13 protein-coding genes and 1 tRNA gene are annotated in these 14617 nt (G+C 66.2%); 5 read left to right on the top strand and 9 right to left on the bottom strand.

Annotated features, from left to right (window positions below; genetic code table 11):
• Positions 1–643: 643 nt before the first annotated feature.
• Together FMM79_RS03770 and FMM79_RS03765 are read right to left on the bottom strand one after the other, a co-directional pair.
• Positions 644–1873, bottom strand: a complete 1230-nt coding sequence (locus FMM79_RS03770) for an integrase arm-type DNA-binding domain-containing protein (RefSeq protein WP_148626227.1) — start codon at positions 1871–1873, stop codon at positions 644–646.
• 201 nt (positions 1874–2074) lie between these two features.
• A tRNA-Gly gene (locus tag FMM79_RS03765) sits at positions 2075–2148 on the bottom strand.
• Positions 2149–2340: 192 nt separating this feature from the next.
• Between FMM79_RS03765 and FMM79_RS03760 the strand changes: the two genes are divergently transcribed.
• The gene (locus FMM79_RS03760) at positions 2341–4206 is read left to right on the top strand and encodes a methyl-accepting chemotaxis protein (RefSeq protein WP_162528431.1); all 1866 of its coding nucleotides are present in this window, start codon (positions 2341–2343) and stop codon (positions 4204–4206) included.
• Between the two features lie 4 nt (positions 4207–4210).
• Here FMM79_RS03760 and FMM79_RS03755 read toward each other — a convergent pair whose 3' ends face one another.
• Together FMM79_RS03755 and FMM79_RS03750 are read right to left on the bottom strand one after the other, a co-directional pair.
• A complete protein-coding gene (locus FMM79_RS03755; protein WP_148626225.1) occupies positions 4211–5299 on the bottom strand; it encodes a bifunctional transcriptional activator/DNA repair enzyme AdaA in 1089 nt (362 codons plus the stop codon).
• Between the two features lie 224 nt (positions 5300–5523).
• Positions 5524–6135 (bottom strand): TlpA disulfide reductase family protein, encoded by a 612-nt coding sequence (locus FMM79_RS03750; RefSeq protein ID WP_148626224.1) that lies wholly within the window; start codon positions 6133–6135, stop codon positions 5524–5526.
• A gap of 19 nt (positions 6136–6154) precedes the next feature.
• On the opposite strand from FMM79_RS03750, the gene argH reads away from it, so the two are divergent.
• The 4 genes from argH (at position 6155) to FMM79_RS03730 (ending at position 9979) form a co-directional block, all read left to right on the top strand.
• The gene (gene argH / locus FMM79_RS03745) at positions 6155–7528 is read left to right on the top strand and encodes an argininosuccinate lyase (RefSeq protein WP_148626230.1); all 1374 of its coding nucleotides are present in this window, start codon (positions 6155–6157) and stop codon (positions 7526–7528) included.
• Positions 7529–7550: 22 nt separating this feature from the next.
• Entirely contained in the window at positions 7551–7808 is a 258-nt protein-coding gene (locus FMM79_RS03740) for a hypothetical protein (protein ID WP_148626223.1), read from the top strand.
• Positions 7809–7889: 81 nt separating this feature from the next.
• Entirely contained in the window at positions 7890–9149 is a 1260-nt protein-coding gene (gene lysA, locus FMM79_RS03735; RefSeq protein WP_148626222.1) for a diaminopimelate decarboxylase, read from the top strand.
• 35 nt (positions 9150–9184) lie between these two features.
• Positions 9185–9979 (top strand): bifunctional precorrin-2 dehydrogenase/sirohydrochlorin ferrochelatase, encoded by a 795-nt coding sequence (locus FMM79_RS03730; protein WP_148626221.1) that lies wholly within the window; start codon positions 9185–9187, stop codon positions 9977–9979.
• A gap of 143 nt (positions 9980–10122) precedes the next feature.
• On the opposite strand, the gene FMM79_RS03725 is transcribed toward FMM79_RS03730, so the two are convergent.
• From FMM79_RS03725 to lepB, 5 genes are all read right to left on the bottom strand, one after another.
• A complete protein-coding gene (locus FMM79_RS03725; RefSeq protein WP_148626220.1) occupies positions 10123–10680 on the bottom strand; it encodes a CAP domain-containing protein in 558 nt (185 codons plus the stop codon).
• A 132-nt stretch (positions 10681–10812) separates the two neighbouring features.
• Positions 10813–11286, bottom strand: a complete 474-nt coding sequence (gene ruvX, locus FMM79_RS03720) for a Holliday junction resolvase RuvX (protein ID WP_148626219.1) — start codon at positions 11284–11286, stop codon at positions 10813–10815.
• Positions 11286–12449, bottom strand: coding sequence for a DUF3089 domain-containing protein (locus FMM79_RS03715; protein WP_148626218.1), 1164 nt, complete (start codon positions 12447–12449; stop codon positions 11286–11288). Before FMM79_RS03715 ends, ruvX begins: the two co-directional genes overlap by 1 nt.
• 68 nt (positions 12450–12517) lie before the next feature.
• Positions 12518–13696 (bottom strand): AI-2E family transporter, encoded by a 1179-nt coding sequence (locus tag FMM79_RS03710; RefSeq protein WP_371710752.1) that lies wholly within the window; start codon positions 13694–13696, stop codon positions 12518–12520.
• Positions 13693–14607, bottom strand: a complete 915-nt coding sequence (lepB, locus tag FMM79_RS03705) for a signal peptidase I (protein ID WP_148626217.1) — start codon at positions 14605–14607, stop codon at positions 13693–13695. Before lepB ends, FMM79_RS03710 begins: the two co-directional genes overlap by 4 nt.
• Positions 14608–14617 lie beyond the last annotated feature (10 nt).

Raw genomic sequence — 14617 nt, 5'->3', positions numbered from 1 at the left:
TTGAATGCCGGGCTGTGGTTGCGCCGGGGTCGTCTGCTCATTCTCTGCTCCTGTCTCGCAGCCCATCTGGCTGCTCTCAGGCAGAAAATCCAATTATCTCAGTGTGCAGATTCTCCAGGCCACCTCTTTGAAACCTGATCGCGCGTTTGGCCATTCGCGAAGATACTGGACGGATACTCGAAAACATCAGGGCAAACTCGGCTTGTGCGGCGACCAATCTCGCACATACGAGGCTCGTAGCCTAATGATGGCTATTTGGTCCCCATTTCGGAAAATATCGGTATTTTGTGAAGTGCTCCTTTGCGATTCATCGGCTGATTATACGCGCTCGGATGCCGCTCGCCTCTCGGCAATCCACTGGGAAAGAACGCAAAATCCGTCAGGTTACGATGGGCGGTTTAACTGGTTACGGGCACGCAGTCAGAAAGCCGGTTGACCGGGCACACCGTACCCCGCGAATTCGGGACTTATCCATCTAATATGATTGAGAAATTGCGGTTTGGGCGAAAGTCACCCGTCTGCGAGTTGAGCGGGTTTGCACTGAACCGCAGGCAACTCACTCGCCAACAACCCGCTGTAATAAAACTGTATTTTACCGAACTCTCGCGGGTCGCAGAAGAGTTGCGGATTTTGGCGCAATAGGTCAGCGCTTCGCCGTTTTAATCGGCACCACATCAGCACCCTCTCGAAGCTTATCGAGGTAGTCGCTCCACCATTGCGCCATCTTCACGCGCTCCTTCCAATGCGCACCGCGATGGTAGGCGGCGCGGACCTTGTCGCTATCGCCGTGGGCTAGGGCGCGCTCGATGGCGTCGGGATTCCACTTGCCACTTTCGTTCAGCAAGGTGGAGGCCATCGCGCGGAAGCCGTGGGCAGTCATTTCGGTGGTAGTGTAGCCGAGGCGGCGCAGGCCAGCGTTGATCGTGTTGTCGCTCATTGGACGCCTGCGGGTGCGGACGGACGGGAATACATAGCCAGTGGGACCGGTCAGTTTTTGCGCCTCGCTGAGGATCGCAATGGCTTGGCGCGAGAGCGGGACGAGGTGATCCTTGCGCATCTTGGTTTTGCTCGCCGGGATCGTCCACAGCGCGCCATCAAAGTCGAATTCGCTAAATTCCGCATGGCGAAGCTCACCCGGCCTGACGAACACATGGGCCGCGAGCTGCATTGCCAGCTTGGTGATCGGTTGGCCTTCGTAGCCATCGATTGCTCGAAGCAACTCCCCAGCCCCGTCAGGATCAAGGACCGCGCCGTAATGCGTCACGGTAGGGTTCATCAGCGCGCCCCTCAAATCGCGTGTGGGATCGGATTTGAGGCGCGCTGTGGCGACCGCATAGCGGAAGACCGATCCTGCCAGTTGCAGAGTCCGTTTGGCGCTCTCCAGCTTGCCCTTGCTCTCGATCCGGCGAACGGCGGTCAGGATGTCGGCAGGCTCGATGTCTGCAATCGGCAGATTGCCAATCGAGCTGTTAAGTACCGAGAGCAGGTATTCGCAGCGCTTCGCCGTGGCTGGTGCCCATGGCCGCGAACCATCATTCCGGCGCTTCTCGCAGAACTCGGCAGCCAAGGCAGCAAAAGTATTTTCGGCATCCAGCCTTGCACGCGCCTTCTCACGCTGTTTTTCGCGTGACGGGTCCTTGCCCTGCGCCATCTGCTCTCGCGCCGCATCGCGCCTTCTCCGAGCCTCAGCCAGCCCAACTTCCGGGTAGGTTCCGAGGCCCAACTTCTTCTCGCGACCATCGACACGGTACTTCATTCGCCACAGTTTTCCGCCGCTTGGCTGCACCAGAAGGAAGAGGCCTGACGAGTCGCCCATTTTATAGGGTTTCGGACCGGCCTTTGCCTTGCGAATTGAAACGTCTGTTAGCGCCATGATTTCAGTCCCTTACCCGGTATGTAGCCCCCAGAATGGGGCCACTCGAATTGGCGGAAACCCGTTAGGCCCCCAAAGTGGCCCCCAAACTAGCGGGATTTGGCGAGACTAACCGGGCAAATGCAGGACAGTCGAACGCCATAAACCCTAAGATTTCCAAGGGTTTTATAGCGTTTCCGGGATGTTTTGGGAAGGCGGCGCTGGAGCGGGTGAAGGGAATCGAACCCTCGTCGTCAGCTTGGGAAGCTGCTGCTCTACCATTGAGCTACACCCGCGAAGGCAAGTCCGATTGCACCGGTTTGGTCGTTTGGTCAATGGGGTTTTACGGTCCGCGAGGGCTGTGGGGGATCGGGGCGTCATCGAGGCTTGCGTATTCCTGCGGGGGGAAGGCTTCAGGGCTTTGTTCGAGGGCGCATGGTACCCGCGACGGGGCCACGGCAGGGCGTGGCGGGAAGACGGACATCGCGATGGTACTGCTGGGCAGTCTCAAGATTCGGACGGTCACTCTGGTGACGACGCTGCTTATCGGTGCGCTGGCGCTGGTGAGCGGGGCGATGGCGCTGCGCTTCATCGATGGGCTGGGCGAGAGCCTGTCCTATTCCTCGGACAACACCGTCCCCAGCCTGTCGGTCCTGAGCGAAGTCGCGCAGCACCAGGCGCAGGCACGCATCCTTATCTCGCAGCACATCCTGGCCGACACGCGCAGTGAGACGCGGCGTATCGACGAGGAGCTTGCGACGACGCTCAAGGAGACCGATGCGCGGATCTCCAGTTACAAGAAGCTGGTGTCCGATGCCGAGGAAGAGAAGCTCTTCAACCAGTTCACGGCAACCTGGGGCGAATGGAAGAACGAAGTGAAGGCGGTGCGTTCGGCCTCGATGGGCCTGCGCACCGAAGAAGCGACCGGGATCTACAACCGTGACCTGAAGCCGCTGGGCTACCGTCTCGATTCGCTGGTGAAGGAGGAGTTCGCCTACAACGTCGAGATCGGCAACGCTGCTGGCGAAGAGGGCAAGGCGACGGTTGCGAGCTCCTTCAACTGGATCGTCGGGCTGCTGGTCCTGATCGGCGCGGCCTGCGCCCTCGTCCTGCTGGTGATGACCAACCGGGTGGTGCGCCCGCTCGCCGGGCTCACGCGTGCGATGGAGGATATGGCGCGCGGCGACCTCGAGCGTGCGGTGCCCGGGCGCGAGGGACGCGACGAGATCGGCGCGATCGCCCGTGCGCTGGAGGCCATCAAGGAGGCCGTTGCCGAGCGCGCCCGGAAGCGGGCGGAAGAGGCGGCCGCGTCTCAGCGTGTCGTCGTCGAGGAACTGGCAGGAGGGCTCGAAGCGCTGAAGGGCGGCAAGCTCGATTGCGCCATCACCACGCGCTTCCCGCAAGCTTACGAGCGCCTTCGCGTCGACTTCAACGAGACCGTGACGAGCCTTGCCAGTGTGCTGAGCGACGTGGCGGGCGCGGCAGACAACGTCAACAATGGCGCAGGGGAGATCGCCAGCGCCGCCGACGACCTGGCCGGACGCACCACGGCCCAAGCGGCCGCGCTCGAGCAGTCGGCCGCAGCGGTACGTGAGCTGCGCGAGTCGGTCTCCGACACCGCCCGCGTGGCGCAGGACGCGCGCGACAACGCGCAGGCGACCGAGCGCGAAGCCGAGGATGGCAGCCAGATCATGGTCCGCGCGACCACCGCGATGGAGGCCATTTCCAAGTCGAGCCAGCGCATGGCCGAGATCGTCACCCTGATCGACGGCATCGCCTTCCAGACCAATTTGCTCGCGCTCAACGCCGGGGTAGAGGCCGCACGGGCGGGCGAGGCGGGCAAGGGCTTTGCGGTCGTCGCGACCGAAGTGCGCGCGCTGGCCGAACGCTCGGCCGAGGCCGCGCGCGAGATCAGCGGGATTATTCAGACCAGCGGGGGTGAGGTGCACAACGGCGTCGAGATGCTGGGCCAGACCCGCGAGGCGCTGAGCAAGATCGTGGCGCGCACCGGGGAACTGGCGAACATGATCGGGCGGATCGCGGAAACGGCGAACGAACAGGCCAACGCCATCGGTCAGGTCGACCAGGTCGTGGGCCAGATGGATACCACGACCCAGCAGAACGCGGCGCTGGTCGAGGAATCGACGGCCGCCTCGCGCGGCCTGGCGCAGGAAGCCCAGCGCATGGGCCAGCTCGTCGGACGCTTCGATCTTGGCGCCCATGCGCGTGGCAGCATGGGAGGGGCGAATGTTCAGCGTCTGCCCGTGCGCAGCCCGGCGCGCGCACCGTCCCCGGCGCCTGCCCCCATGACGCAGGGCAACCTGGCTGTGCAAGACGATTGGGCCGAGTTCTGAGACTTCAGGCTGCCTCGTCGCGGGAGGTGGCCGCCCTTTTTTCGCGCAACGTGCGCTCGATCTCGATCAGGCGCTGCTTACGCCACAGGCCGCCTGCATAGCCGGTGAGCGAGCCGTCCGCGCCGATCACGCGGTGGCACGGGATCATCAGCGCGATCTGGTTCGCGCCATTGGCCCGCGCGACCGCGCGCACAGCGCTGGGGCGCCCGATCTGGTGGGCAAGCTCGCCATAGCTGCGGGTTTCGCCGGGGGGAATCGTGCGCAGCGCCTCCCAGACCTGTCTGGTGAAAGGCGTTCCGGCCATGGCGATAGGCGTCTCGAAGGCCCCTGACTCCGCCGCGAAGTAGACAGACAGTTCATGGCTGGCCTGCTCAATTGGGGCGAGCGCGCCGATGCCGATCCGGGCGTTGGTTCCGGCCTGGAGTTTCCTCAGTTCGGCGGCCAGGCCCTTGCGGTCGACGAATTCGAGCAGGTGCAGGTGGCGGGCTGAGGAGACTGCGATCATGTCGCCCAGCGGGGTCGGTATCCAGCTGGCGCGTAGAAGCCCCTCGCTGTGGACGAGCTCGCCCGGTGGGCAGCCCAAGAGGCGCGCGAAGGCAGCGCGAAAGGCGCTGGGGGATTCAAAGCGTGCCTCCAGCTGCGCGTCGATCACGTTGCCGCCCTCGGCGAGTGTGGTGAAGCCTTCGCGCACGCGGCGCTGGCGGGCCATCTCCAGGAAGGTCATGCCGAAATGGCGCTTGAAGGCGCGGCGCACGGTCGAGGCGTCGAGCCCCATTGCCGCGATGTCGCCCTCGCTCCAGCGGCGCGCGGGCTCGTGGTCGAGCGCGGCCAGCAGCGTCTCGATCACCGGTTCGGCGTTGGCGGCCGCTTCCAGTGGGTGGCAGCGCTTGCAGGGCCGGAAACCGGCCTCAATGCACTCCCTGATGGTGGGCCGGAAGGTGCAGTTCTCGGGCCTGGGCTTGCGCGCTGGACAGGTCAGGCGGCAGAACACTCCCGTGGTCGCAACGCAGACATAGGCCTGCCCGTCGAAGCGCGCATCGCGGACGAGCAGGGCGGCGTAAAGCGCCGCGTCATCGGGAAGATCGAACAGCATGGGCTCCTTGTACCACTTTGGCTGCAGCCGAGGCGTCGGATTTCGGGCGTATATTCTTTGAAGGTGGGAAGATGTTGGAAGAAGAGGATTTCCGAGCGCCATTGCCCCTTGCCCCCAAAACGGTCGACATCACCTTTGGCCAGCCACGCGGCGCGAGTCAGGCAAGGTCGACGGTATGGGGAGCCCGAGGGCGATGGCCCTCGGATTCTCTCCTGTGTCTTTATCTATGACTTCGCTTCGGCGATCAGCTTGAGAGCCCCGGCGCTCGTCCAGTCGTTGCCGCCGGTCCAGCGCCACACTTCCTTGCCGCTTGCATCGAACAGGATCGTGACGGGCAGGTTGCCGCCATACTGGAAGGAGAGGTCGGCTTCTTCGTCGATCCAGGGCTCGACATTGTCGAGTTTGCGGCGGCGCAGGATCTCGACGACCTTGCCCGGCAGGCCCGCGTCCTGCGAAATGGGAAGGACGGTCAAGCCCAGATCGTCCTCGCGCCCGATCAGGGTGTTGAGCGTGGGCAGTTCCTCGACGCACGGCGCGCACCAGGTTGCCCACAGGTTCACCAGCACCGGCTTGCCCTTTAGAGAGGTCAGATCGAGGCTTTCGCCGCTGGGATCGCTGAGCGAGATCACGGGCATCGGCTCGCCCTTGTGCGAACGGTCGAGCTTGCCTTGGGCACTGGGCAGGGTGGGCGCCTCTGCACCCCCGCCTGCCGGAGTCTGCGAAGCTGTCGGTTGCGCGTCGGGTGCGCTTTGCCTATCGCAGCCCGCGAGCAGCAGGGCACAGGACCCGGCACACGAATACAGGACGAGCGACTTGAGCGATTTGGACAATGGCACGGGCGGGGGCTCCAACCAGATGTGGGGCGGACGGTTCGCAGAGGGACCGTCGGCGATCATGCGCGAGATAAACGCGTCGATTCCCTTCGACAAGGCACTGTGGCGTCAGGACATCGCGGCAAGCAAGGCGCACGTCGCGATGCTGGGCACGCAGGGCATCATCACTGCGGACGATGCCAAGACCATCACCGAGGGCCTCGACAAGGTCGCTGCCGAGTACGAAGCGAACGGCGTTCCCGAGAACTGGGACCTCGAAGACATCCACATGACTACCGAATCGCGGCTTGCCGAGCTGATCGGCCCGGTCGCGGGGCGCCTCCACACGGCGCGCAGCCGCAACGACCAGGTCGCGACCGACTTCAAGCTCTGGGTGCGCGAGGCGATTGACGAGGTCGACGCAGGGCTCGAGGCGCTGCAGAAGGCGCTGGTTGCGCAGGCCGATGCCCACGCGGCCTCGATCATGCCCGGCTTCACCCACCTCCAGACCGCGCAGCCCGTGACGCTGGGCCATCACTTGATGGCCTACTACGAAATGATCGCGCGCGACCGTTCGCGCCTGGCCGACAACCGCAAGCGCATGAACCGCTCGCCGCTTGGAAGTGCGGCGCTCGCCGGTACCGGCTTTCCCATCGACCGCGAGATGACCGCGAAGGCGCTGGGCTTTGACGGGCCGACCGCGAACAGCCTCGACACCGTCTCGGACCGCGACTTCGCGCTCGATTACCTGATGGCCGCAGCGCAGTGCTCGCTGCATCTCTCGCGCCTGGCCGAAGAGTTCATCATCTGGGCGAGCCAGCCTTTCGGCTTCGTGCGCATGGCCGATTCGCTTTCGACCGGCAGTTCGATCATGCCGCAGAAAAAGAACCCGGACGCCGCCGAGCTGGTCCGCGGCCACGCGGGCCGTATCGCGGGCTGCCTCACCGGCTTGATGATGACCATGAAGGGCCTGCCGCTCGCCTATTCCAAGGACATGCAGGACGACAAGCCGCCTGTCTTCGAGGCGCACGGCCTGCTGGCCCTCTCGATCGCGGCGATGACCGGCATGGTCGCCGACAGCGATTTCAAAACCGAACGCATGCGCCAGGCCGCCGAGATGGGCTTTGCCACCGCGACCGACCTTGCCGACTGGCTGGTGCGCGAGGGCGACATTCCCTTCCGCGAAGCGCATCACATCACGGGCGCGGCGGTGAAGCTGGCCGAAGGGCGCGGTGTCGCGCTCGACCAGCTGCCGCTTGAAGACCTGAAAGAGATCGACAGCCGCATCGACGAGCGCGTATTCAAGGCGCTCTCGGTCGAGGCATCGGTCGCCGCGCGCATGTCGCACGGGGGGACCGCGCCCGACCAGGTGCGCGCGCGCGTGGCCGAGGCCCGCGCCGCGCTCGGTATGGCCTGAGGGCAGGCGAGGAGGCACGGGAATGCGCACGGTAGCGGCTCTTCTGGTCCTGACAGCGCTGGCGGCCTGCGGGCAGCGCGCGGATCTTGCGGTCAAGGAAGGCGCGAGCCTGCCGTCTGCACCCTACGGGCGGGCGCAGAAACACGCGCCGCGCGAATTGCTCGAGAACCCGACGATCGCGATTCCCAAACGCAGCGTCGAGCTGCGCACGCGCTCGGAGGAACGCGAGGACGATCCCTTCGATCTCCCCCCGCCCGAGCGCGCGGTCGATCCGCAGTAACTGGCCGCCGTAACCACGCCTCCCTCATGACGTGGCTCGCCCCGGTGGCGGGCCCACACCGAATTCTCCGACAGGAACACCATGGACCATTTTCAGCTGATCGACGGCCAGCTCTGCGCTGAGCAGGTGCCGCTCGCCGACATCGCCCGCAACGTCGGCACTCCCGTTTACGTCTACTCGCGCGCTACCTTCGAGCGCCACGCCCGCGTCTTTCGCGAGGCGCTCTCGGGCCTGCCGAGCGTCCATATTGCCTTTGCGGTGAAGTCGAACCCAAACCTTGCCGTGCTGCGCCTGCTGTCCAAGGAAGGCTATGGCGCAGACGTGGTCTCGGAAGGCGAGATGAACCGCGCGCTGGCCGCCGGAATGCCCGCCGAGGACATCGTCTTTTCGGGCGTTGGCAAGTCGAAGCGCGAGCTGACCGCCGCGGTGAAGGCAGGGATCGGCCAGTTCAACCTCGAGAGCGAGGAAGAGGGCGTCGAACTGGCGGCCATTGCCTCTGAACTAGGCGCCACGGCGACCTGCGCGCTGCGCGTCAACCCGGACGTCGATGCGCGCACCCACGAGAAGATCTCGACTGGCAAGGCCGAAAACAAGTTCGGCGTCTCCTATGACCGGGCCGCCGGGATCTATGCGCGCCTCTCCGCGCTGGACGGCCTCAACATGCGCGGGCTCGCCGTCCATATCGGCAGCCAGATCAGCGACCTTGAGCCCTCGCGCCAGGCCTTCGTGAAGATGGGCGCGCTGATGGAGGGCCTGCGCGCGCAGGGCCTCTCGGTCACCCACATGGATCTGGGCGGTGGGCTCGGCGTTCCCTACAAGGGCAACGAGAGCCTGCCTACGCCCGCCGATTACGGCACGATGGTGGTCGAGGTGACCAAGGGCTGGGACGTGACCGTCATGTTCGAACCGGGCCGCGTGATCTCGGGCAATGCGGGCGTGCTCGTCTCCGAGGTGATCCGAGTCAAGGAGGGGACCTCCTCGCCCTGGATCGTCGTCGATGCGGCGATGAACGACCTTGCACGTCCGGCGATGTACGATGCCTGGCACGACTTCGCCGCGGTCAAGCCAACTGGCGCGACTTTCACGGCCAATGTCGTGGGCCCGATCTGCGAGAGCTCGGACACCTTTGCCAAGAACCGCGAGGTCGATGTCGTGAAGGCGGGCGATCTCGTCGTCTTCCGCACGGCAGGTGCCTATGGCGCGACGATGGCCAACACCTACAACAGCCGCGCGCTGGTGCCCGAAGTCATGGTCGATGGCGATGCCTGGGCACTGGTTGCAGGCCGGATCGAGCCCGAGACGATCCTCGCCGCCGAGAGCGTGCCGGACTTCCTGGCCTGATTGAGCCCCGCGCGCAGGCTTGGTAAGGAGCGGCGATGATCGACAATCTGCCGCTTTTTCATGCCGTCCGGGACCGGCCCGTCCTTGTCCTCGGGCGCGGCGAGGCCGCTCTTGCCAAGCGGCGCCTTGTCGAGCGGGCGGGCGGCCTTGTGATCGACAATTTTCGCGAGGGGCTGCTGCGCGGCGCGCGGCTCGCCTTCATCGCGCACGAAGAGGAGGAACTGGCCAAACGCGATGCGCGCCGCGCGCGCGGCGCGGGGCTGCTCGTCAACGTCACGGACCGGCCCTCGCTCTGCGATTTCACCGTGCCCTCGATTCTCGACCGCACGCCGGTTCTCGTAGCCTTCGGGACCGGCGGGGCCTCGGCGGGGCTGGCCAAGCACTTGCGCCTGCGCCTTGAAACGCTGCTTCCGCAGTCGCTCGGCAGACTGGCGGCGGCTTTGCGCGATGCGCGCGGGGGCTTGCGCAGCCGCTGGCCCGCTGCGGCCGACCGGCGCCGTGCGATCGATGCCGCGCTCACCGCAGGAGGTCCGCTCGACCCCTTGCGTGAGGACAGCGCGGACAAGGTTGCCGACTGGCTATCGGGCACGGTTCAGGAACAGGCGCACGGCCTGTTTGAAATCACGCTGACCAGCCTCGACCCCGATGACCTGACCCTGCGCCATGCCCGCCTCATCGGTGAGGCCGACACACTGGCCTGCGAGCCGGGTATTCCGGAGAGCCTGCTGGTGCGCGCACGTGCGGACGCGGTGCGCCAAGAGATCGAGAACGGCGCTGCAGTCGAGGCCGATGAGGGGCTGATCGTGGTCATGCGGGCGCCAAAGATCTAAAGAAGGTTGTACTTCAAGGGGCCATCGCCCCTTGCCCCCGGGAATTGGCGACCTCACCTTTCTCGGCCAGGGTGGCGCGTGGGAGGTGAGCGCGACCGTTCGGGGCCCCAAGGGCGATGGCCCTCGGATAAATACGCTTTTTTCTACTCGCGCACCCGTGGCGCGCCGAATTGCCGGTTCGAGGCCAGTTCCTTCGTGTTGTAGGGGCTCTCGTTCCAGACGTTGCCCGGCGGGTCGTAGCGGCACACGAGGTATTCGTGGTGGGCGCTGTGCGCGAGAGCGCAGCCTACCGCGCTCGTGCGCGCCCAGATCATCTGCGTGTAGTGGCCCACGCGCGGGAAGTTGGCCTGCCAGGAGACCCGGGCGTGCAGTGCGGTTTTCTCCCGGGCCCAGCCCGAAACCATGTCCGCGACCCGGTAGGCCCCGCGTGTGCCCATCCACAGGTTCTCGCCTGTGTCCCGGTTGGAGGCGTCGTGGCTAAACGTGCCCGAGGCCGCGAGCTTGCGTGCCCAGGTCTGCGCGTCGCGGGCCAGGGTGGGGCTCCAGCGCAGCGGTGCGGCGCCGACCGCGGCGCGCTCCTGGTTGTGGATGGCAAGAACGGTATCCGCCAAGTCAGCCCTGTCTGCCGCGCTGCCGATGGCGGCCGCACCGCCACTGCCTGTTGCCGCCACGGCTGCGGCGGCGAGTATGCCCAGACCCATCTTGCAACCCCGTGTTCGTGACACTGATGCCTAGAGGCGCGTTCCTGACTGTTTCTGGAACGAAGAGCAGATGTGGGCTGAAAGTGTTAAGATCCGATGCGCGCAGTGCGGGCATCGGCGCCTATGACTGGCTCAGAACATGCCCCCGGCAAGCCCGTCGATGGCGCCCTGCAGGATGACGGCGGCCGCCGCGCTATCGATGCGCTCCTTGCGCTTGGCGCGGCTCATGTCCTGGTCAAGCAGGCCACGTTCGGCGCCCATGGTGGACCAGCGCTCGTCCCACAGCAGGATGGGAAGGCCCAACACCGCCAGGTTGCGCGCGTAGGCGCGGCTGGACTGCGAGCGCGGACCTTCCGAGCCGTCCATGTTGAGCGGCAGGCCGATGACAATGCCGGTGATCGCACGCTCCGCCACAAGGGCGGCGAGCGCGGCCTTGTCGGCGCCGAACTTACCGCGCTTCAGGGTCTTTCCAGGTGAGGCGAAGCGCCAGCCGGCATCGCAGAAGGCGGTGCCGATGGTCTGGGTGCCGAGATCGAGGGCCAGAAGCGCGCCCGCATCGGGCAGGGCGTTGCGAAAGTCGAGCGCGCTGGTGGTGACGGTGCTCATCAGCGGACGGCCTTCACCTTTGGGGCGCTCTCCTCGGGCGCTTCGTCCTGCGCGGCGAGCCAGGCGGTCAGGCGCTTGCGGGCATCGGCGCGCAGGTTCTCCCAGAACAGCAGGATGTCGTAGACGTGGTAGTTATTGCCCGGAAGCACGTAGTCGCCCAGCTCCAGCTTGGGCGGCGGGCCGATGTGCAGGAAGTTGTCGAGCTCGCAGGTGGCGGGCACGACCTGCGGGGCCAGCGTGCCGGTCTTCTCGGCGAAGTCGGGCACCAGCGTGCCGGTGTTGGCGCGCGCGTCCGCCGTGCCGTCCTGCGCGCCGATCAGCGGGTTGGTGCACAGGAACAGGCTGCCATCGAGCTTCTGCCCGTCGAGTCCGGTCTGGCGCAGGTAGCCCGCCGTGAGTGCGGAGGTGTCGGCCGGGTCGGCGACCGAGAGCCAGGAGAGCACGCAGCCTGCCTGGTTGTCGCTGGTGCACTGGGGCAGGCCCATTTTGGGCAGGTCGTGGTCGAGCGAGACGGGCCAGCCGGGCAGGTAGGCTGCGGCCACGCGCGCGGCGATGGGCGTGCCCGCCACGTGGTCGCGCAGCAGGCGGCGCAGCAGGAGCGCGCCCTGGCTGTGGCCGACAAGGAGGATGGGGCCATCCGGGTTCTCGCGCAGGAACACGGCAAAGGCGCTTTCGAGGTCACCGTAGGCGAGGTTCAGTGCATCCTGCGCCTCGGTACGGGCGGTGAAAAAGGCGCCGATCGTGGCCTGACGGTAGCGCGGGGCCCAGACATCGCCGGCGGCGGTAAAGGCGCTGGCCATGGTCTGCGTGAAGAGGGCGGCGCGCGCGTTCGCATCCTCGTCGTCGAGCGGCGCGTTCCAGTGCGCCTTCTCCATGTAGCTGGTGGGATGCACGAAGAAGATGGCCGCGCGGGCCGAGCCCACAGGTGCCGTGCTAGCCCCTTCGGGCAGCCACTGCGAGGGATCGTTCTGAAGGCCCGGGCGGGCAATCCACATCGCGGGCGCGTCCCAGTCGCCTTCAGGCTTGGCGGGCCGGGTCTCGAACTCGCCCGAGGGGACGAAGGTGAGCTCGGTCAGCTCGTCCGACCAGAAGGTGAGGGCGAGGCGTGCGGCCACGAAGAGCACGAGGCACACGGCGACGACATAAAGGAACTTGCGGGCCATGGCCTCTCCTTGCCGGTTCGGCCGGATCGGTCAAGCTTCGCGGGGCAGGAAACGGGCGTTGCGGGGCCTCAGGAGTGTACCGCGCCTGCGGGATCGGTGTCGGCCTCGGAAGGGGCCTGCGTGCCGGGGGGCAGTACGCGGTTGCGGGCGGCTTCGCGCTCCAGCCAGATCTTAAGCATGGCCACCAGCGGGTCGGCAAGGGCCAGGCCCAGAATGCCGAACAGGACGCCCAGGATCAGCTGCGCGGCGAGCACCAGCGCGGGTGGCAGGTCGACCGTCTTGCGCGCGATCATGGGCACGATCACGTAGCCATCGATGAGATGGACGATGAGGTACACGAACATCGTGTAGAGACCCATCTCCATGCCGCCGGAAAAGCCGACGAGGATCATGATCGCCCCCGAGATCGGTGCGCCAATGTTGGGGAGGAAGGCAAGAAGCGCGGTGATGATGCCCAGGAGCGCGGCCATCGGCACACCGTAGGCCTCCAGCATGGCCCAGGTGAACAGGCCTTCCACGCTCATGCCGATGACGCGGCCGAACAGAAGGCGGCGCAGCGCTGCGCCCATCGCGCGCGCGGTGCCCTCGAAATGGTCGCGCCGGTCGACCGGCAAGAACCAGCCCACACCGCGGCGGTAGAGGCGCGGCTCCAGCACAAAGTAGATGCCCAGGACCAGGATCAGGAACAGCGTGGTGACCGCGCCGATGAGGCCGCCCACCACCGCGGTGACCTGGCTCATCCCGCCCATCGCCTCGCGCGCCATGGAGCGCAGGTCCACCGCCGTGACATGGAGCCCGTGGCCGCGCAGCCATTCCAACGCAAGGTAGTATTGCCCTTCGATCGTGGCAGGGAGTTCGGCGGCCTGGACCGCGATCTGGCTGCCCGCAAAGCGCGCGATCCAAACTACGGTCAGCAGGGCGAGGGCCAGCACGATGGCCACGCACCAGGTGCGTCCCAGGGGCACCACCCGGCCGATCAGGCGCGCGCCGCCATCGAGCAGTGCACCGAACACGATGCCCCCGAAGATGACCAGCAGCGATTGCGAAAGGAAGATTGCCAGCGCGAAAAGCAGCAACACGCCGATCCACACGAAGGCCTTGCGCGCCTCGGTGCGGATCAGGGGGTCGGCGATATCGGTGGGGCCCACCCGGCGCACGCGCGAACGCGTATCGGGGGCGGAGGAGGGCGCCGCAGATTCCTCGGCGCCCTGGGTAGTCTGCGGGGGCTCCCCCGCAGACGGGCTCACTGCGCGGCCTTGCTCGCGTCGAGGGCGGGGCGCAGGCTGGTCAGGGCGCGCCCGGGGCGCAGCGCGCTCCACCAGGTCAGCGGGTTCCAGGTCTGGGTGCCATCGAGCGAGAAGGTGATGAACTCCGCGCGTCCGCCAATGTCGGAGAGCGGCACCGGGCCGTTGAGGCCGCCACCCGGCACCCCGGCCCAGTCGTCGAACGGGGCACGGCTGTCGGACGAGCGATCACGGTCGTCGCCCATCAGGAAGACGTGGCCTTCGGGCACAAGGGTCTCCGGGTAGTTGTCGAGGCGCTGGTTCATGTAATCGATGACGTTGTAACTCGCGCCGTTGGGCAAGGTTTCCCGGTAGGTCGGCATTTCGTAGACCTCGCGGCCCGAGGGCAGGCGGGTGCGGAAGGCTTCGAAGCCGTCGTAGCAGTGGCCCACCTCCTGCCCGTCGCACTGGAGCGCGGGATCGGCGTTAAGCTGTGTTGCGGGCACGACCTCACGGGGGATGAAGCGGCCGTTCAGGCGAATGCGTCCGTCGATCACCGCGATCCGGTCGCCGGGGCGGGCGACGACGCGCTTGATGAGGTCTTCCTTGCGGTTGCCGGGCACGACGATGACGATGTCGCCGTATTCGGGCGTGGAGCCCAGGATGCGCCAGTCGCTGCGCGGCAGGGCGTGGAAGCTGATCGAGGACCAGTTCCAGCCATAGGCGTACTTGGAGACGACCAGCCGGTCACCTACCAGGAGGCCCGGCATCATCGAGATCGAGGGAATGTAGAAGGGCTTGGCTACGAATGAGTGGAACGCCAGCACCCCAAGCAGCATCAGCGCAAGGCCGCGCACCTCGTGCAGCCAATTGACCTTTTCCTTCCCCTTGGCGGATGTGGGGGTGTCGGAAGAGGGGGCGGACGGTTCGCGCATGGTCTGGGAC

It is taken from the genome of Novosphingobium sp. BW1 (assembly GCF_008107685.1).
GTDB lineage: Bacteria > Pseudomonadota > Alphaproteobacteria > Sphingomonadales > Sphingomonadaceae > Novosphingobium.
The sequence above is the reverse complement of the archived record's forward strand: the minus strand, read 5'-3'. Positions and strand labels throughout refer to the sequence as shown.

What these genes read in the sequence shown, in the direction of transcription:
- ruvX (WP_148626219.1), bottom strand. Translation starts at nt 11,286, where the DNA reads ATGAGCACCGTCACCACCAGCGCGCTCGACTTTCGCAACGCCCTGCCC.
- FMM79_RS03730 (WP_148626221.1), top strand. Translation starts at nt 9,185, where the DNA reads ATGATCGACAATCTGCCGCTTTTTCATGCCGTCCGGGACCGGCCCGTC.
- FMM79_RS03725 (WP_148626220.1), bottom strand. Translation starts at nt 10,680, where the DNA reads ATGGGTCTGGGCATACTCGCCGCCGCAGCCGTGGCGGCAACAGGCAGT.
- FMM79_RS03715 (WP_148626218.1), bottom strand. Translation starts at nt 12,449, where the DNA reads ATGGCCCGCAAGTTCCTTTATGTCGTCGCCGTGTGCCTCGTGCTCTTC.
- FMM79_RS03740 (WP_148626223.1), top strand. Translation starts at nt 7,551, where the DNA reads ATGCGCACGGTAGCGGCTCTTCTGGTCCTGACAGCGCTGGCGGCCTGC.
- FMM79_RS03755 (WP_148626225.1), bottom strand. Translation starts at nt 5,299, where the DNA reads ATGCTGTTCGATCTTCCCGATGACGCGGCGCTTTACGCCGCCCTGCTC.
- FMM79_RS03760 (WP_162528431.1), top strand. Translation starts at nt 2,341, where the DNA reads ATGGTACTGCTGGGCAGTCTCAAGATTCGGACGGTCACTCTGGTGACG.
- FMM79_RS03770 (WP_148626227.1), bottom strand. Translation starts at nt 1,873, where the DNA reads ATGGCGCTAACAGACGTTTCAATTCGCAAGGCAAAGGCCGGTCCGAAA.
- argH (WP_148626230.1), top strand. Translation starts at nt 6,155, where the DNA reads ATGTGGGGCGGACGGTTCGCAGAGGGACCGTCGGCGATCATGCGCGAG.
- lepB (WP_148626217.1), bottom strand. Translation starts at nt 14,607, where the DNA reads ATGCGCGAACCGTCCGCCCCCTCTTCCGACACCCCCACATCCGCCAAG.
- lysA (WP_148626222.1), top strand. Translation starts at nt 7,890, where the DNA reads ATGGACCATTTTCAGCTGATCGACGGCCAGCTCTGCGCTGAGCAGGTG.